The sequence below is a fragment of the Nostoc sp. GT001 genome (genome assembly GCF_030382115.1).
Lineage (GTDB): Bacteria > Cyanobacteriota > Cyanobacteriia > Cyanobacteriales > Nostocaceae > Nostoc.
In genome coordinates, this window is sequence record NZ_JAUDRJ010000003.1 from 1776958 (window position 1) to 1795997 (window position 19040).

14 protein-coding genes are annotated in these 19040 nt (G+C 39.3%); 12 read left to right on the top strand and 2 right to left on the bottom strand.

The genetic code is table 11. The features are described 5' to 3' along the window. Window positions 1-128: 128 nt before the first annotated feature. Window positions 129-467 carry a CHAT domain-containing protein gene (locus QUD05_RS10485; protein WP_289795978.1) on the top strand — a complete coding sequence of 113 codons (339 nt, stop codon included), beginning with the start codon at window positions 129-131 and terminating at the stop codon, window positions 465-467. Between the two features lie 373 nt (window positions 468-840). Here QUD05_RS10485 and pabB read toward each other — a convergent pair whose 3' ends face one another. Both pabB and QUD05_RS10495 read right to left on the bottom strand, forming a co-directional pair. Continuing rightward, complete coding sequence (gene pabB / locus QUD05_RS10490; protein ID WP_289795979.1) at window positions 841-3006, bottom strand: aminodeoxychorismate synthase component I; 2166 nt, start codon at window positions 3004-3006, stop codon at window positions 841-843. Between the two features lie 185 nt (window positions 3007-3191). Continuing rightward, window positions 3192-3572, bottom strand: a complete 381-nt coding sequence (locus QUD05_RS10495) for a hypothetical protein (RefSeq protein ID WP_289795980.1) — start codon at window positions 3570-3572, stop codon at window positions 3192-3194. A gap of 573 nt (window positions 3573-4145) precedes the next feature. Between QUD05_RS10495 and QUD05_RS10500 the strand changes: the two genes are divergently transcribed. The 11 genes from QUD05_RS10500 to QUD05_RS10550 all read left to right on the top strand — a co-directional run bounded on the left by QUD05_RS10500 (window position 4146) and on the right by QUD05_RS10550 (window position 19005). Further along, window positions 4146-4562, top strand: coding sequence for a hypothetical protein (locus tag QUD05_RS10500; protein ID WP_289795981.1), 417 nt, complete (start codon window positions 4146-4148; stop codon window positions 4560-4562). A 105-nt stretch (window positions 4563-4667) separates the two neighbouring features. Beyond that, window positions 4668-5054, top strand: a complete 387-nt coding sequence (locus tag QUD05_RS10505) for a type I restriction endonuclease (RefSeq protein ID WP_289795982.1) — start codon at window positions 4668-4670, stop codon at window positions 5052-5054. Between the two features lie 106 nt (window positions 5055-5160). Continuing rightward, window positions 5161-7281, top strand: a complete 2121-nt coding sequence (locus QUD05_RS10510; protein ID WP_289795983.1) for a helicase HerA domain-containing protein — start codon at window positions 5161-5163, stop codon at window positions 7279-7281. Between the two features lie 3 nt (window positions 7282-7284). Beyond that, on the top strand, window positions 7285-8649 hold the full coding sequence (locus QUD05_RS10515) for a DNA double-strand break repair nuclease NurA (RefSeq protein ID WP_289795984.1): 1365 nt from the start codon (window positions 7285-7287) through the stop codon (window positions 8647-8649). After that, complete coding sequence (locus QUD05_RS10520) at window positions 8646-9767, top strand: DNA methyltransferase (RefSeq protein WP_289795985.1); 1122 nt, start codon at window positions 8646-8648, stop codon at window positions 9765-9767. Before QUD05_RS10515 ends, QUD05_RS10520 begins: the two co-directional genes overlap by 4 nt. A 211-nt stretch (window positions 9768-9978) precedes the next feature. Then, window positions 9979-10272, top strand: coding sequence for a hypothetical protein (locus tag QUD05_RS10525; RefSeq protein ID WP_289795986.1), 294 nt, complete (start codon window positions 9979-9981; stop codon window positions 10270-10272). 197 nt (window positions 10273-10469) lie between these two features. After that, complete coding sequence (locus tag QUD05_RS10530; RefSeq protein ID WP_114081968.1) at window positions 10470-10784, top strand: hypothetical protein; 315 nt, start codon at window positions 10470-10472, stop codon at window positions 10782-10784. Window positions 10785-10989: 205 nt separating this feature from the next. Continuing rightward, a complete protein-coding gene (locus QUD05_RS10535; protein ID WP_289795987.1) occupies window positions 10990-12843 on the top strand; it encodes a GmrSD restriction endonuclease domain-containing protein in 1854 nt (617 codons plus the stop codon). 684 nt (window positions 12844-13527) lie between these two features. Then, entirely contained in the window at window positions 13528-16248 is a 2721-nt protein-coding gene (locus tag QUD05_RS10540) for a TnsB C-terminal domain-containing protein (RefSeq protein ID WP_289795988.1), read from the top strand. A 2-nt stretch (window positions 16249-16250) separates the two neighbouring features. Beyond that, window positions 16251-17441 (top strand): AAA family ATPase, encoded by a 1191-nt coding sequence (locus tag QUD05_RS10545; protein WP_289795989.1) that lies wholly within the window; start codon window positions 16251-16253, stop codon window positions 17439-17441. Further along, entirely contained in the window at window positions 17431-19005 is a 1575-nt protein-coding gene (locus tag QUD05_RS10550) for a TniQ family protein (RefSeq protein ID WP_289795990.1), read from the top strand. Before QUD05_RS10545 ends, QUD05_RS10550 begins: the two co-directional genes overlap by 11 nt. Window positions 19006-19040 lie beyond the last annotated feature (35 nt).

The following is a 19040-nucleotide window of genomic DNA, read 5'->3' on the forward strand; positions in this document are numbered from 1 at the left end:
TTGGTCTACTGAACGTAATACATCGTAACTGGAAATACTTTTGGCAAATACTTGCTAAGGCTGGTGTGAGGAAAGGCTCAAAAGATTAGTTTGATCGCGCAGTGAAGACTTCCGTGCCGAACTATAGTATGTTCACCACTTTAGAAACAACTGCTCTGAATCTGGTAGGCACAAAACTGGTGCTATTATCCACCTGTGATACAGGTTTAGGAAATATCTCGGCTGATGAAGGGATTTATGGCTTATGTTGCGCTTTGGTAATTGCTGACGCTGAAAGTCAGCTGATTATCTTATGCAAAGCGGCAGATATTTATAGCAAATATTTGATGATAGCCTACTACAAAAAATTACTATACAATAAGGGACGAAGTGAGGTACTGCGCCAAACACAACTAGAAATGTTGGAGAGTGAAAAGCATCAACATTCTTACTATTGGACAGCAATCACAAATTTTAGAGTTAAGTGATCGCTCAATGCTACTGGCTATAGGTAAAGTGAAATAAAGTGCGATCGCATCCCTCGAAACTCAAGCTTTTGATTCAGCTTTGTACTTGGAATGCTTAGGCGCAGCCAGCCGTAGGCATCGTTACTAAATCTTGGAGCAAATATTCCCAAATCCTTACAGGGAAATCGGTTGCAAAATTGTACAACTTTTTTATCTGTTTTTATATGGTAGTATGATGAAATTGTAGAACTTTATTTTTTTAAATCTTCTCAGTAGCTCACGATATAATAGTGCTTGTAGCCGCGTAAATTGTACAACTTTTTTAGTTGTTGACAAAACTCTGCCATTATTTGGTTATTGGGGTGCTGGAATTAAATTTCCGAAATTTATGCAGCTATTTCCACACTTTTTTAAAGCTATCAACAACCTCTCCTTCTGTTCCCTGGATGTAAAATTGGTTAGGATTACATTCTCCTTGAGTTGCCCTCAACATGGCGTGAATTAATGCTTTGGCTTTCAGCATTGTTTCCTGAAATTCCATTTGGGGGTCAGACAGTGCTACAATACCACCGCCAACGCCAATTGAGGTTTGCTCGGTCGTCAGTACAGCGCTACGAATGACGATATTCAAATCAGCNNNTCCATTCAATCCCAAAAAGCCGATCGCTCCTGAATATACTCCCCGCGCTGACTGCTCTAATCGGTCAATAATTTCCATAGTTCTCAGTTTGGGAGCGCCTGTCATGGAACCACCGGGGAAAGCATTGCAAATGCATTCTATGGCGCTCATATCGGCGCGTAATTGACCGCGAATTGTCGTCACTAGTTGATGCACTGTGGCATATGTTTCCACATCCATTAATTTAGGAACATGGACAGTACCAACTGCACAAACCCGTCCCAAATCATTACGAAGCAAATCCACAATCATCAGATTTTCAGCCCGATCTTTTTCGCTGTTTTGCAATCGTTCACGCAGAATAAAATCTTCGTCGGGTGTCTTTCCTCGTGGTAGAGTCCCTTTGATCGGCTTTGTTTCTACCCAACCTTGGCGATCAATGCGTAGAAATCGCTCTGGGGATGAACAGGCGATCGCCACATCACCAAAGCGTAAAAATGCAGAGTACGGAGCAGGATTGATGTGGCGTAATGAACGATAAAATGCTAGTGGCTCAGGGGTCGCATCTGTGTGAATTTGGTTTGTCAAACAAACTTGATAGGTTTCTCCTTCGTGAATTTCCTGTAAACATTTCTCAATGTCATGAAAATAAGTCCTTTGCGATCGACTTAATCGGAAGATTACAGGTGTCTCTTTCTTCTCAGGAACCACAGGTGACAAGGGGGGGAGGTGGTCAATCTCCTGTCTAATTGATTCAAACCAGGCTTCGGCTGAAGCTTTTTGTCCCGGCTGAATTAAGCACAGTAAATAAAGGGTTTGCTCCTCGTGGTCAATTGCAATCATCCGATCAGCCAAGAGAAACATGGCATCGGGTAAGCTAGAGGGGTGGTTTAATTCAGAACCACATTCTGCTTTTAATTCATAGCCAAAGTAACCCACAAAGCCGCAGTTAAAATCAAAGGGTAGATCATCAGATGCACAGCGGCGTTGTTCCAGTTCCCGCTTGAGATACTCAAAAATCCCCTCTATCCTACGGATAATGGCATTAGAATTTGTGACTGTGAGTTCTTGGGATAGGGTCTGATAACGAATCAGCAGACTATTTTCCCCGCTGCTATCTCCCATGAAGGAAAAGCGAGCAAGACCGGGTTCAACACGGCTGCTGTCTAACCAGAAAGCATTCGGTGATTTACCAAACAAATGCACAAACATCTGCTCGGTATCAGGACATATATTCAGCTTGCGCGTACAAAGTTCAAATTTCTGCTGCTGTGTTTGGCAAGAATAACTTGCCGATAAAGGAGCAGTCTGGCTCTTTCTTGTCCAATACTGCTTTGTGGAACCTTTACCGCACTCTTGGACAAATTTAAGAGTAATTTCTTTAAAATTCTCAAATAAGGTGTGTCCATACTGAGTGCAGATTGACTCTGGATGGAACTGCACACCCCATAGTGGTAAAGACCGATGGCGCATTCCCATGATTAGATTGTCTTCTGTCCACGCCACTTTTTCTAAACAGTCCGGTAGGTCATCTGCAACTAGCAAGGAATGGTAGCGCACCACAGAGAAAGGTGAAGGGATGCCTAAAAACAAATTAGTTCCAGTATGATAAACCTGACTAAGCCGACCATGCCGCACCTCTGGGGCATGAATAACTTTTCCTCCAAACACATGACCAAGCCCCTGATGTCCCAGACAAACACCCAGAAGAGGTACTTGGGTATTTTGAATCGCTTGATAGCAAATGCCAAAATCTTTGGGATTTTCAGGACGACCAGGCCCTGGTGAAATTACAATGTTGTCAAATTCCCACTGCTGCACTTCTTCCCACGCAAATTGATCGTTGCAAATTACAGTGGGATACTCTCCATTGACTTCTGCAATTAATTGATAAAGATTAAAGGTATACGAGTCATAGTTGTCGATAATTAGTGTTTTCATGTGGTAATTATTAGTAAAATATAGAGAACTAGATTTTAAATTTTGAATCTTAGCTCGACTTTATCCAAAATTAAGAACTTGGTTCTCTTGATACGGCAAAAACCCTGGCTTTTTGGCAAATACTTTTTACACATCATAGATGAGCGATTCACTTCAAAAAGTAAAGCTACTGTCCCACAAAGGTTTTAACGATAGCGATCACGGTACGAAAAAAATGGATAAAGTCGTACCGGACTGTAGCTCACACCGACATTTGGGTAACTCGATAGCAAATCCCAGGTATGCCAAGGTAGTTTCCACACGATTGGTTCTTTGGCTTTGATGGCTAACCGCATGGTATCAGGCTGACTGGCTAGCTCTTTGCTTAACCTTTCTCGAATTTTTTGCCAGCCCAGTTCCCCCGATGGTTGCAGCCATTGGTTCAGGTTAGCCTCCACTTGTTGCATCCGTTGCCAACAGTCGGCTGCAATCTCGCTATTGGCGCGATTTGTTGGTAAGCTTTTCTCAATCTCCCAACCATGATTTCGGGCGATCGCAGTAAGATTGCGAAAAGATTGTTGGCACAAAAAATACAATCCTTCAATCTCTGTGTTAGCTCTTAGCCTACCTTCAATTTCCCCCGCGGGAAACCCACGCAAAGCTACAGCAGAAGTTAACTGATGCCCTCAGAGCAATTACACCTGAGATGATTGCTTCTCTTACTTCTTACGACTTTATCCTTGAAGCCTTATTTAGCGTAGCTTCATCAAGAATTAGTATTACAAATTTTTTAACACAAAAATAAGGATTCCAAGTTTTAAGAGCGGGCACTTTATGCTTGAAAAGCTGCCATCTTATCTTTTAAGTGACAACTGTGAGTGGAACGATAACTTTGCCGCTACTGGAACCATAACTTTGCCGCTAGCGAAACTGTAATGCTTATTTTCTCGTTAGGCGATCGCATTCATATTTTAGCCATTGGAAGCATAACTTTGCCGGAAACCAAATTTGGAAGCATAAGCTTGCCGCAAGTCATACTCGTTCTAGAGGCTTGCATCGCCTACAAATAGTTTGTACAAGACAATGCTTTCTAACATTTGGTAGTTTAGAGGTCAGAATTTTAAGGCTTCCTTTAACTTATAAAATGGCAGTAAGTAAAAATGAATACATTACTTTTTCAAGCTCAACTTATAATTCTCCATTTATCTCTGTTAGCTGCCGAAGGTGAAGTCAGAGAACTTGAACTCATCGCGCCATCAATAGCAAGTATGGCAGCATTACGCGGAGTTGCATTACATAAAAAGTTCGGCGGTGGTAAATATTTGACCTTAGCTGAAGCGATCGCACAGGAAAAACCTCTGACCCTTGAAGATATTAATACAATGGTGGATTTTTTTGAGAAATTCAAGCCAGACATGGACGATCCAGGGTGGTACAATCCTGAGAAACCCTCTGTAGGTTGGATTCGTTGGTCTCTGATGGGAGGCCAGTCTGGTAAAAACTGGTCATTAGACACCAAAAAGATGGTTGAAGAAGGTTTGAAAGATAAATCTATCAAAATAAAGACGCCGGAATAAATATACAGCAGGAGAAAAACTAAAGCTTCCAGTTTTTCTAAGTTGCTCTATTTGGCGATCGCACTTGGGAACACTAATATAAGTAAAGTTCTAAAATATACTTTAATGTCCTCAAGCGAAGCCTTCACCAGAACCGAATTAATAGACCCAGCTTTAGAACTAGCAGGATGGAACCTGAAAAACCCAAACCAGGTAGGGTTTGAAATTCCAGTGGATGGCTATGATGCAGAACTTTGGAACGGTATCACTGACTACTGGTTGTATCAGGCTAATGGTGAAGTAATAGCTGTAGTTGAGGCAAAACGACAAAGCCGCGATCCACGTATTGCTCAAGCACAGGTAGAACATTATGTAACAGAAATAGAGAAGCATCAAAGTTTTCGCTCTTTTGCATTTATGATAAATGGGCGAGAATTTTATTTTTGGGATCTAGGTAATTCTGCTAAGAGACAAGTTACAGATGTGAACTTTAATCAACCTTTTAGAATTTAGAAACAGTTTTATAGGAAAAGTAAGAAAGTAAAAAGCTTATGTTTAGCTTATAAACTTCCTGGTAAATCATTTAATTCTGTAATATTAAGAGAGGGGTTTTAACCGCATGGCTTCAGAATTAGAAAAGGCATTTCAAAAAGACCAAGATAAATCTGCTGAAAAAACAGCGAAAGATATATTTACAAAAATAATTCAAACAAAACAATATGTTGGAGAAATTTATTCCATTAGCTACGAAACTGCCTTGGTTCAAATACACGATCACTACCGTCAGCAAGTAGGGGGAATTCCTAGTCTAAGCTTTCTCATTGCTACTCGTATTAGCCCTGAAGAATCTATTGACTACAAAACTGAAGACGCATCTGTACTGCTGTTACGTGTTATGGATGCCGCTCCACTTCCTAATGCTCCGGAAGCTGAACGGGTTAGAGTAGAAGCTGGTCAGAGAGCGAGTGGAGAAGATATACACTGGGACAGCCCAGGTATGATGGATGGACAGACTCATAATCTCTTGTCTTTTGCTGGTGTTAAGTGCAAAGTCATTGGTACTTTCTTTTTAGACCAAGGATCTGAGGCGGAAGTAGTTGATTCTTTAGCCCTACGTTTTGGTAGTGACATTTCTAATTACTATCCAAATAGAGGTTTGAAAGTTTACAAACCTAATAGCAAAGCTTTATCGCTTATAGTCAATTATCGAGATCCAGAGCGCAAAAAGCAGCAAACTAATCAATCTGTTATTGTAGGTAAAATACGTTACGCATCAACTAATCGTTCATTTCAGGGTATTTCAGATGTAGAAGTTGAGCTTCTTCCAGAAGATTTACTTGGGCAAAAAACAGCTTTGTTTGGTATGACTAGAACTGGTAAATCGAATACTACAAAAATTATTATTCAGTCTGTTTTTAATTTGAGATTTTCAAATGAACATCCACTTCGTATAGGTCAGATAGTTTTTGACCCAAATGGTGAATATGCGAATGAAAATGAACAAGATACGAACCAACAGAAAAACCCTTCAGCGATAAAGAACGTTTGGAAGTCTCATCTTTTTGGCAAAGAAGAAGACGTTATAACATATGGAATTTTGCCGCATCCTAACGACCCAAAACGTAAGTTGATGCTTTTAAATTTTTTTGTTGAACAAAATCTTCAAATTGGAAAGGAAATTATTGATGCTACCTTAGTTGCTGATGGTTCAAAATATATTCAAAATTTTCGACAGGTAGTTTTTGAGCGACCTGATGAAAACGATCATAGTGCTATGACAAGATATAAACGTCGTGTACTAGTTTACCGGGCTTTACTCAAAAAAGCAGGTTTTGAAGCGCCTAAAAATATTCAACCAGAAACTAAAAAGTTATTTAATCAGGAACTAATATCAGCTTTAGAAGAAAGTGCAGTAATAGTAAGTGATACTGGTGAGAGACACATTTTAAATGCTAATTATGAGTCAGCTGCGAAAATTTTTCAGAAAGAAAAACCTACATGGTCAGAGTTGGCAACAGCATTTGAGTATCTTTACAATTTCATGACTGATAAGGGTAGTAGTTATCAGGAGTTTGAAAACTGGTATATTACGGAACGCCCCAAGGCATCTGGAGATCCTTGGGCAGATGAAGACTTGAAAAAACTCTTGGAAATGTTTGCGCGACCTAACGGTTCTAGACAAATTGGCAAAGTCCGCAATCAGCACACCAGTAATACAACGACTGATTATGCAGTGGAAATCTATCAAAATTTGAAAGATGGAAAGTTAGTGATTATTGACCAATCAAGTGGCGAACCTGATATTAATAAATCATCTGCTGATAGGTTAATGTGGCATATTTTTCGTGAAAACCAAAGTCTCTTTCGCAAAGCAGAAAAAAATATACCCGAAATAATTGTTTACTTGGAAGAAGCTCATAACCTTTTGCCAGCAGGTACAGATATGGATTTGAAAGATGTCTGGGTACGCACAGCAAAAGAGGGAGCGAAATATCACATAGGCATGGTATATGCTACTCAAGAAGTTAGTAGTATCCAAAAGAATATTCTCAAGAATACAGCAAACTGGTTTATTGGACATCTCAATAATACAGACGAGACTAGAGAACTCCGTAAATACTACGACTTTGAAGATTTTGAGTCATCAATACGTCGCGCTCAAGACAAAGGATTTCTTCGAGTTAAAACACTAAGTAATCTTTTTGTTATTCCAGTACAAATTAAAAAGTTTGAGGTATAGACAGTGCCATACGAAGGAGAATTTGCACAATATAAACCCTTGCGCCGTCTTGTAGAAAGTGAACGTGTTCAAAAGTTACTTGGTAGCTACAAAGTTAGAACTTCATTTGATAATGCAAACTCTTTACAAATACTACAGCCAATACAAATTCAACCAGGTGATTGGATACCGGAATTATTGATAGCAATTGATGGTAGTCATGCAGAAGTAGATATAAAAAATGGCTTTCCTGGTGCAGAAGCTTCCTATGTAACAGTAGCCTCAGTAATTTTGGATGTTGCCAAGATGCAAAAGCTTGACCAACAGCGTCCCGTAAATCCCAAAGAATTTAAAACTATAGAAAAAGCAGAGTCTATTGATTGTGCTTTACCAGGTTGTAATGTGATTTGTGAAGGAGAAAAATCAGCTAAAGACTCATTGAGAAAATCAATATTTGAAGTTTTAAATTCAGTCAAAATGTCCGAAGATGGGGAATCTTTGCTAGATACTTATGAAGCTCTTTTAAAGTATAAACCTATAACAGAGCAAACTCAAAAATGCCCTTACGAAGATTGTCCACAAAATAATGAGTATTTACGAGGGGATGGTCAATATACTTGCTCATGTGAACTAGCACGTTCTTTATATTCTACTGATGCTTTACGTATACATGAAAGGATGAATCCGGCAGGGACTAATGGTGCTATATTTGGTGAGATAATGCAAGTCTGGGAACGATTGTGGATGGTACATATTTTAAGAACCTTAGAGTCTAAAAAATGGCTTTCTAGTTTACGGAGATTAGCAATTATCTTAGATGGTCAATTAGCTGTGTTTGGACAACCAGCATGGATTAGTCAGGCTATATATCAAGAATTATGTCGGATTAATACTGTAGCCAAGCGATTTACAGAGGGAAAAGATATTCTTATCCTTGGAGTAGAAAAAACAGGAACTTTTGTAGAGCACTTTGAAAATTTAGACAGACAAGAAAATGGTGGTTTTGGAAAATTCCCACTTCAATCAGTAGGATTATTAACAGACTCATATATCAAACAAAATATTATTTTTTCTGATAGTACAAGACCTTATGGTGATGCCACTTACTTTGGACGCAAGTTTTTTTATAAAACTAAGTGTGGAGCGCGTCTTGTAGTGACTTTACCTTTTCTAGCTTCTCAACATAGAGATTTAAGTCAAGCTCAACAATCTCATTATCCACGTCTTGCAGATGCGGTAGGACTTTTAGATAAGTTGGTTTCTTCTCGTTTCCCTAATGCACTAGTTCCTTTAGTTTCAGCAAATGCAGAAGCTGCTATTCCTCTCCGTCTTGGCAATAAAGTTTTAGAAAAACTTGCAAAAGAACTTATGGCGGACAATGGAAAATGATTGATGAAGCCACCAATAAACTCAGCTTAAGTACAGCTATAGGTAGATGGTCGGGTTTAGGCCCATACTATGCTATGTTTCCTAAAGAGTTTGCATTTCATGTTGTTGAAAACTATTCAAAGCCTGGAGATGCAATTATAGATCCATTCGCAGGTCGTGCATCAAGTGTTTACGCAGCAGCAGCGATGGAACGCTTAGGTATTGGTATTGAAATCAATCCTGTTGGTTGGCTTTATGGTTTTGTAAAACTGAAACCTGCATTAAAAGTTAATGTCATTAAAAGAATTAAAAATATTGGTAGTTTAGCTAGTTCTATTGAAAAGCAACGATTAGAAGCTCTGCCGGAGTTTTTTCATTTTTGTTATTCGCCAAATGTACTGGGTTATTTATTGGCTGCTCGTGATGAACTTTGTTGGAAGAGTAGTATAGTTGACGCAACGCTCATGTCTATAATATTAGTCCATCTACATGGAAGGAGAGAGCAATCACTATCAAATCAGATGCGCCAAGGCAAATCTATGAGTCCAGATTATTCAATAAATTGGTGGAAAACAAAACAGCTAACACCTCCAGAACTAGACCCAGTTGAGTATTTACTAAAACGTGTTGAATGGCGTTATGCTAAAGGAATTCCTAACTTAAAAAATGGCAAAGTTATATTGGGAGATAGTACTTCTCTAATTAATAAATTAAAAAAGAAAGTTTCTTGCAGTATACAAAAACCCTTTAATCTTTTATTTACATCTCCTCCATATTACAGGCTAACCAATTACCACTATGACCAATGGCTACGTTTGTGGATGCTTGGTGGTCCAAATACACCTATTTGGATTAGTGATAAATGGCAAAATCGATTTGAGTCTAAAACTGCCTATCGTGAACTACTAGAACAAGTATTTAGCCAGTGTGCTGAAATCATGGATCATAAAGCAACTGTATATGTAAGAACTGATGCAAGAGAATTTACCAAACAAACTACATTGGAAGTATTGGGTAAAATATTTCCTGAAAAATCTATTGAAATAGTGTCTCAACCATATAAAAAGAATACCCAAACAGCATTATTTGGTGATAAATCAAAAAAACCTGGTGAAATTGATATTATTATGCAGTATTAAGATATTTTGTTAATTTTTACTGGTATAGAGGAAGCTTCAAGTGAAATTAGATTCTTGTAAGTAAAGAAAGTAGAAAATATTTTTCAACTGTTTAAACTAGCTACACTTCTACAAAACGATCAATCATACAAAGGTTGTCCTTGAATGCAATCCCTCTAATTATAATAGTCGTAAATCACGACTAATCATCTACAACCTCTGATCTAAGGTAATGGACAGCGATACGCTTTCAACTCAATATAGAATCGACGTACTCAGTAGACTACCTTTGGAGCCTCTAGAATACTGCCAACGTTGGGTTGAAGTATCCCCCGATGAACGGGGTTATCGAAAAGCCTGTCTAGCTGCTCTAGCCGAAGCCACAGGCTTAAGTCCGCGCACAATTAACGACTGGGGTTCTAATTTTGAAAAGCGTCCTGACCATGTTCTACACGTCCTCAGAATGGCGGATATGCTGAACCAGATCAGAAAAATCGTCTTACCCCCCGATTATCCGCAAAAATAATTTAATCGGAATTTCCGACTAAAAGACTAGTATTGTGGGCAGAGATTTCTTAATCTGTAGACTGTTGTATTAGACTGCCGCTTGAGTACAACAGCAGTTGCCTTCACTTTTGAATCAACAAATTAACAGTAGGCAATAGCCAACATCAAATTACTCAAGCCTTCATCTGGTACTTGCCCATCCATTACCAGCCCCAGATGTTTGTGAGACTTTCCCCTAATCCAGAAGAGCAGAGGATTGATGCTATCCGTCAGCTGCCTTTGGAGCCAATGGAATACTGTCGTAAGTGGGTAGATATTGACCCAGCCAGAGGTTATCGCAAAGCTTGTATTAATGCTCTGGCACAAGCCACAGGGTTAAGTCCTCACACCATCAAAGACTGGGGAACTAACTTCGACAGACGACCCCATTACATTCCTTTCCTGCTGCGACAGGCTGATTTACTCAATCAATTTAAACAACTAGTTATCAGCCAACAAATAATTTTGCCACCCAACTTTCTTACTAACTAACTGTTCGTGATTTACGAGTAACTCGTGATAAAACCTCTTGCTGACAATGTATGAGGCGCTTTATTGTGTCTTATATCTGTATTCATTATCGTGAAAATAAGTGACATTATCTCATCCTAAAATTGCTCGGAATTCACAAAATAAATCTAATTTATCTGCGCTAGCAACAGTAAGTGAGCAAAGAATAATAACCTCAGAACAGCAAATGCATTCTATTAGCACATTTGACATCACTAAATATCCTTTACTCGATATTTTAAAAGATATAAAAACCGGACGTATTCAACTGCCAGATTTTCAACGAGATTGGGTTTGGGATGATGCTCGTGTGCGTCGTCTACTTGCCAGCATCTCACTTGCATACCCGATTGGTGCAGTGATGATGCTTCAGCAAAGTAACCTGCAAGTGCAATTTAAACCTCGCCTTATCGATAATGTCAAAGAGCCAAAATACGATAATCCCAGCCTGTTAATTCTCGACGGTCAGCAACGCTTAACCACTTCATTCATGGTTTTGCTGTCAGAGCAACCCGTTGTCATTAAAGACCAAAAAAGTCAAAAGCTGATAAGAAAATGGTACTACCTCGATATTGCCAAATCTCTTGACGATAATATCGACCGCCGCAGTGCTATTATCGCTTTCCCGGAATCAAAACAACTCCGAACATTTGGTGGAGAAATTATAGACTGTTCCACCCCAGAAAATGAGTATGAAGCCGGACTATTCCCATTATCAAAAATCTTCTTCTTTTCGGAATGGAGAAGTAAATATTCCAAATATTGGCAATATGAACCTCAAAAACTAGAACTCATCGATACTTTAGAACTAGAAGTACTCAAAAAATTTGAGCATTATCAAATACCAGTAATCCAACTACGGGACTCCTTACCCAAAGAAGCAGTTTGCCAAGTGTTTGAAGATACTAACACCTCCGGCTGTGACCTCAACTACTTCGACTTGATGAGTTCTAGCTACTGCGCCAATGACTTCAGCCTAAGAGACGACTGGAAACTGCGGGAAGCTCGTTTTCAGCAATTTAAAGTATTACGTTTAGTTCGTAACACTGACTTTGTACAAGCCGTAACCTTGGTAGCTGGCTACGTGCGGAGAATAGAAGCAATAAAAAAAGGAGCTAATCTAGACAAATTGCCTGGTGTCTCCTGCGGTCGTGCAGATGTTTTAAAACTTTCCATCCCAGAATACTCAACCTGGTCTGATAAAGTTACCGCAGGATTTGAGGAAGCAGCGAGATTCCTGCATGGGCAGAAAATTTTTGACGCAATAGATTTGGCTTATCCCATTCAACTAGTAGCCTTGGCGGCAATTTTGACTGTTTTAGGAGAACAGTCGCGTTCTGTTAAATCTCGTTCCATGCTGGAACGTTGGTTTTGGTGTGGGCTGTTCAGCGAGATGTATACAGGTTGGCACGAAACCCGCACAGGAAGAGATGTTGTGGAAATACCACAGTGGCTGCAAGAAGGGGGTTCACTCCCATCCACGATTCGCGAAGCAAATTTCTCCCCAGAGCGATTGCTGACCGTAAGAAAGCGCTATGGAGCAGTTTACCAAGGTTTATCAGCACTGCTGCGACTATCTGGAGCCATTGATTTAATTACAGGTGAAGAAATCAATGATGTGCTTTATTTTGAAGAGCAGATTGACTCACATCATATTTTTCCCGTCGCCTGGTGCAGAAAGCAAGGCATCGATCCAAAAAAATATAACTGCTTAATTAACCGCACCCCTTTGAGCGCCAAAACAAACAAAAAGATTGGTAGCAAAGCACCTTCCATTTACCTTCAAGAACTTGAAATATCCGGTGTATCACCGCAGAGACTAAATGAAATATTGCGCTCTCATGCCATAGACCCAGAAACATTACGACAAGACAACTTTGAAGGATTTTTCCAAACACGCACAAAGGCGTTATTAGAGTTAATCGGCAAGGGAATGGGTATGCCTTTATACTGGGAATCTTTGGAAGATTTAGGGAGTAAGTATCAGAACGGATGTATAAACAAACTCAATTATAAAATTCTTTTCACTAACTATATATAGTATTTTTCTCTTTATTAGTTTCCAATTAAGTTAATTTCAATGGCTTAAATAACATTGTAAATTTTAATAATGTTTTGGTAAAAAACAGATTAATTGTATTTTGTCTAAACAGTATTAACTATATGAACACTATGAATAATATAAACAGTATTAACTATATATACAGTATAAATAATATCCACTAAACTTATTATTTGTATTATGCTTTAGAGCAAGTATTGCAAGCTTCTTAGGTGATCTTTTAAAGAATAAATTGTTTTGTAGTTTGCTGTAATTTTAAATGTAACCTTTTTTAAATCAGAAGTAAATTGTAATTTTATTTCATGCTAGTTTTTAGTTATAAATAAATAGGGCATTTATAAAATAAATAGTCTAGGTTTCAATGAGATGTGTCCAATTTATCTCATAGGTTTTAGCTTTTGATTTAAAGTAAGAACCTAAATCTAATTGGATGCATTAGCAAGTGGATCTATCACTCCTTTTATCTTTCCTAACAAGGAATACAAAATTCTAATAGACTTTATCTTTTATTTGGATTAGCTTATGAGGCTTTTATTTTCCCTATAAAAGCTTGATTTTAATGCCCTAGCATAACGTTAACGGTAGAACCTCGTAAATTTGTTTATAGAAACTTACTGATCGACAAAAGCACAATTTTCAAACAATAAACTAATAAGGTTTACAATGCTCACCCAAGAAGAGTTTGAACTTTGGCGCCACCGTCAAAATCTTACTGAGGCGGCCATAAAGGTTGTAGAACAAATTCGCTCATCCCAACCATCGCGCCTGGTAGGTGGAGGTAAAAAGAATGTTGCTGGGCGCTACCCCAGCCACAAGATGGGAGTGACTATACAGTTTGAGTCTCACAAAGTTGAACTTCCCTATATCTATCAATTGGAGTATGACGATGAGGTTTTAGAGTACTATGACCAACCACCTCCTATCAAGATTAGTTATCAAGCCAATAATGGGAGAAATTTAAGCTTCTTCTACACACCAGACTTTTTTGTACTCAAAAATAATTCAGTTGGATGGGTAGAGTGCAAAACTGAAAATAAACTGCAAAAACTTGCTGAAGAAAGCCGCAATCGTTACGCATTGGGTGAAGACAATCAGTGGCACACTCCGCCAGGAGAACATTATGCTGGACAATTCGGATTCTTTTTCCGCGTTTGGTCAGATGCAGAGATAAATTGGGTTTTACAACGTAATCTGAACTTTTTAGAAGACTATTATCATGCTGAGTGTCCTTTAGTAGAAAAGTCTGCTATTTTAGCTGTCTTATCGGTTATATCAGCGCAGCCAGGAATAACACTGGCTGCATTGCTTCATCTTGCTGAGGGAACTACTTCTGATGACATCTACTCTTTAATTGCCACCAATCAGATTTATGTAGATTTAACTGCTGCTCCCTTAGTTGAGCCAGAACGCTGCTTTGTTTTTCGGAATGAACAGACAGCTTTTGCTTACAGGTCAATAATCCTTACTAAGACAACCGCCAACGACATCAGTTCTCCAGTCATTAATATTGTTCCCGGCTCATCAGTAATTTATGACGGCAATATCTTGACAATAGTTTTGGTGGGAGAAACATCTATTTTACTGCATACAAAAGAGAGTCAAGCAGTTGAATTAGGATTAACTACTTTCGAGAATTTGGTTCGGGAAGGGAAGATAACAGATTTTAGGAATAAGGTCGAATGCAGTTTAAGCAATGAGATCAAGGAGATATTACTGAAAGCAAGTGAGCAGGATTTAAAAGATGCCAATCTCCGCTACAGCATTATCGAGCCGTGGCTAAGAGGACAACCAATAGAAGACAATAAAATACCTAAGCGTACCTTCCGATATTGGAAAGCTAAATATCTACAAGCTCAGCAAAAATATGGTTACGGTTACATTGGGCTTTTGTCTTTTAACAACCTGAAGGGTAACCAGAATCGCAAATTGCCTGAAGATATCATACAACAGATGCAAAACTTTATTAAGGAAAATTACGAAAACCATAAACAAAAGAGCAAGTTAGCGGTATATGACGCTTTTAAAACAGCTTTGTCTGCTGCTGGTGTTACAGATGATCTAATTCCTAGCTACAAAACGTTAATCAAAGAAATTAATAAGCGTTCGGGTTATGAGCAAACAGTGAAGCGCTCTGGTTCTCGATCTGCCTACTCGCAGGAAGCTTTTTATTGGGAGTTAGAGTTAACAACACCTCGACACGGCGATCGACCTTTTGAGATAGGCCATATTGATCACACATTAGTAGATATAGAACTACGCTGTTCACGTACAGCAAAGGTACTTGGTAGACCTTGGATAACTTTTCTAGTCGATGCATACACCAGAAGAATACTTGCTGTTTATATAACGTTTGATCCACCTTCCTATCGCTCTTGCATGATGGTTCTGCGGATTTGCGTGCAGCGTTACAGTCGCCTGCCACAGATTATTGTGAGTGACAACGGGCGGGAGTTTCACAGCACTTACTATCAGACTTTAATAGCCCTGTGTGACCATACTTTAAAGTATCGTTCGCCATCAAAAGCTCGGTTTAATGCTGTTGGGGAGCGTCTGTTTGGAACTGCAATGACACAGTTAGTCTATAACCTTGCAGGCAATACACAGATAACAAAGAAAGTCAGGCTGATGACTAAATCAGTTAATCCAAAAAACCTCGCGCTTTGGACACTTGATCTTTTTTACCATTATCTATGCGAATGGGCTTATGAAATATATGACACCAGAGAACATCCTGCACTAGGACAAACTCCACGGGAGGCATATACAGATGGAATGGCACAGTTCGGGATTCGTTCTCATCGCATGATCTCCTATGGAGAAAGCTTTAAACTTTTAACAATGCCAACTACAGATAAAGGAAAAGCCAAAGTAGATCCGAGTCAAGGCTTGCAAATCCGCCACATTCACTATTGGTCTAACGCCTTTCGTGACCCAGAAATCCAAAAGACATACGTCAATGTCAGATATGACCCATTTGATGTAGGCATTGCTTATGCCTATGTTCAGGGCCAATGGGTTGAATGTATTAGTGAACAATATTCAATCTTCAAGGGGCGCTCAGAAAAAGAGATTGAGATAGCTACTGCTGAATTACGTAAACGTCATCAGAACCATGCAAAGCAGTTCAACGTAAGAGGCAGACACTTAGCAAGTTTTTTATCAACCGTTGAAGCTGAGGAGGTGTTATTAGAACAGCGTTTGCGTGATTCCCAAGTGAAAAACGTGTTTCGCGTGATTGACGGTGGTTCACCCAATCACATTCCTTTTGCTCAATCGAAAGAAAATGAAAGTAGTCATACCAAAGAGTCAAAAGACTGGGAGCCTCCGTCACCGGAGAATATAAGCGTCAATGTGAACAAGCTTGAAATTTATTCGGAGTATTAATTATGTCAATTTCAGCTTCCTTTCCGCGATCGCTTCTTGAAAAAACGCAAGAATATAGGCTGGCGTATTTTCTATCTTACAGAGCGGCGCACCCACGCCTTATCGAAGCAACTGACATGGTTGTACGTACTATACAAGAGCCTGCGGGAGCGTCTTTCATCTTTGTTTACGGTCCAAGCCGTATTGGTAAAACAACAATGCGGCTAAGAGTTGAGCAAATGTTGATCCAGCAAGCATTACCTACGCTAGAAACTGACCGATGTCACATTCCAGTAGTTAGTGTTGAAGCTGTTGGCACAGAATCTGCCCAATTCAATTGGAAAGATTATTTCACCCGTTCTTTGATTTCACTAGAAGAACCACTTATTGATTACAAAGTGCATTATGGCTCACGGGGCGTTCGTCGCAATAATCAAGGGGAACTCACTATTGAGCCAAGAATTACTTCACCAGAACTACGCCGAGCTTTAGAGAATGCTTTAAAATACCGTCGCCCAAAAGCTTTTCTAATTGATGAGGCGCAGCATATGCAAAAAATGGCTAGCGGTCGTCGACTCCAAGACAACCTGGACTGTTTAAAGTCTCTTGCAAATTTAACAGGAGTCCAGCATGTACTATTTGGCACATATGAACTATTAATATTTCGCAATTTAAGTGCTCAGTTGAGCAGACGCACTGTAGACATTCATTTTCCACGATATCAAGCTGAAATTAGCGGTGATGTTGAAGTTTTCATGAGTGTTCTGCTGACTTTTCAGCGCCATCTACCAGTAGAAGAGGAGCCAGACTTATTGACAAATTGGGAATACTGCTATGCAGGTAGCCTTGGTTGTATAGGTATTCTTAAAGACTGGCTAGCGCGTGCCCTTAAAGTTTCATTAGATGAGGGAGCCAAGACATTAACTCTAAAACATTTGAAGCAAAGAGCTTGGTCAGTTGCTCAACTTCAAACAATGTTAAAAGAAATTCAAGAGGGTGAAAAACAACTCACAGAAAGTGCAGAAAAGCATAAACAACTTTATCAAGCTCTTGGACTTAGTGAAGAATTACCTATTCAGTTGAACAATTCTTTATCCAATGACGCAAATAATCTACAAGAGAAAGTTTCAAAATCACCGGGGCGAAAAAAGAATGTAGGTAAGCGTAACCCTAAACGAGATCCAGTAGGAGGAGTAAAGCCAAATGCTAGTTGACAAACTTATTACTTACAAGTCTTGGGATCTAGAAAAAGCAAGTATTCCATCTCACAGCCGTTTATACGCACTGGAACCGATTGGAGTCGGAACACCTTATGTGGAAAGCTTAACAGGCTATATTGCTCGATTAGCCCAAGAGCATTGTGTCCCTACAGGTATATTAGTCTTGAGCGAACTAGCACCATTTCTTAAGGAAGGATATATCTTTAAGAACAAAGAAAAAGGCTTGGATCAAATCTTTGGTCATAATAAGACAAAAGCTCTGAACGGAATGAGCAAATGGGTTGTAAGCGCGATTCAAGGGCTTGAATCATTAACTCTGCATAATGACCTGCGTTTTCTGACAATGCTCCCCTGGATGGAACTAATTCCTTTAAAAAATCTACTACGTTCTGTAAAGGCTTGGTGTCCAAGCTGCTATGAAAATTGGCGTGAAACTGAACAAATAATTTATGAGCCACTTCTCTGGTCACTGAATGATGTGACGATGTGTCCATATCATTATCAGCATCTCTGTACTCACTGCCCATACTGTCATAAAGAAAATAGACTATTGGCTTGGCATTCAAAACCAGGTTACTGTTCAAAATGTGGAGAGTGGCTTGGCATTTCTCCACATTGTAATTCAACAGCTAGTATCAAACTTACAGAAAGTGAATTGAAGTGGCAGATATGGGTTACAGAGAACCTTGGAAATTTAATTTCTGCTACACCAAATTTATCTGTACCGCCCAAAGAAAAAATTGCAAAAATGCTTTCTGCTTACGTCAATGTAGTTACAAATGGCAATATAAATGTATTTGCTCAAAATTTAGGTATGGGTAAGACTCAAACCCATAGATGGTGCATTGGAAAATGCCTACCCACAATTGGTACACTTTTGCAAATTTGTTTTCATTTAGGAATATCAATTCTCGATTTTCTCACTACAGATGCTATTAATACAGATAATTGCAGCATAATCATAGGAAATCCAAATCAAGCAAATAAAAAGACAAGAGATCAGTACGGGCAGCTACATAACTCAGGACACGTAAGGCTTGAGTTAAACGCTGCTCTCCTCGAAAACCCTCCACCATCTCTGACAGAAATCGCTGAACGTCTTGGCTATAAACGAACTACCGTTTTGTACTATCATGCTCCAGATTTATGCCCTGAGATAGTAGCACGGCATACTGATTATCAAATGGCTAAACGCCTAGAAATGATGCAGTGGGAATTGGAAGCAGTACTCAAAAGTCAAGAGTACCCACCACCATCAATGCAAGAGATTGCCAGGCGTTTGGGTAAAAAATCTATACATAGCCTAACCAATGATTTCCCAGAACTATGCAGCACAATTTCAGCACGATATGCTAGTTATATCCAAGAACGCCGAACAGAACGGGTAGAAAAATTGAGTCAGGAAGTTCGGCAGGTTGCGCTTCAGCTTCATTTGGAAGGGGTAGACCCCACTGCTAGCAGGATTTCAGAACTTCTAAAAAAGCCCGGCTCGATATTACAAAAAGAGGCCGTTGCAGCAGTATCCGAAGTGCGGCGCGAACTCGGCTGCAAAGAATGAAGTTATTGTTTGTAAAACAATAAGTGCAAGGAAAC

Bases quoted from the DNA above. Each gene is read 5' to 3' on its own strand.
- QUD05_RS10505 (WP_289795982.1), top strand. From the start codon at position 4,668: ATGTCCTCAAGCGAAGCCTTCACCAGAACCGAATTAATAGACCCAGCT.
- QUD05_RS10500 (WP_289795981.1), top strand. From the start codon at position 4,146: ATGAATACATTACTTTTTCAAGCTCAACTTATAATTCTCCATTTATCT.
- QUD05_RS10520 (WP_289795985.1), top strand. From the start codon at position 8,646: ATGATTGATGAAGCCACCAATAAACTCAGCTTAAGTACAGCTATAGGT.
- QUD05_RS10550 (WP_289795990.1), top strand. From the start codon at position 17,431: ATGCTAGTTGACAAACTTATTACTTACAAGTCTTGGGATCTAGAAAAA.
- QUD05_RS10525 (WP_289795986.1), top strand. From the start codon at position 9,979: ATGGACAGCGATACGCTTTCAACTCAATATAGAATCGACGTACTCAGT.
- QUD05_RS10540 (WP_289795988.1), top strand. From the start codon at position 13,528: ATGCTCACCCAAGAAGAGTTTGAACTTTGGCGCCACCGTCAAAATCTT.
- QUD05_RS10545 (WP_289795989.1), top strand. From the start codon at position 16,251: ATGTCAATTTCAGCTTCCTTTCCGCGATCGCTTCTTGAAAAAACGCAA.
- QUD05_RS10510 (WP_289795983.1), top strand. From the start codon at position 5,161: ATGGCTTCAGAATTAGAAAAGGCATTTCAAAAAGACCAAGATAAATCT.
- QUD05_RS10485 (WP_289795978.1), top strand. From the start codon at position 129: ATGTTCACCACTTTAGAAACAACTGCTCTGAATCTGGTAGGCACAAAA.
- QUD05_RS10535 (WP_289795987.1), top strand. From the start codon at position 10,990: ATGCATTCTATTAGCACATTTGACATCACTAAATATCCTTTACTCGAT.
- QUD05_RS10530 (WP_114081968.1), top strand. From the start codon at position 10,470: ATGTTTGTGAGACTTTCCCCTAATCCAGAAGAGCAGAGGATTGATGCT.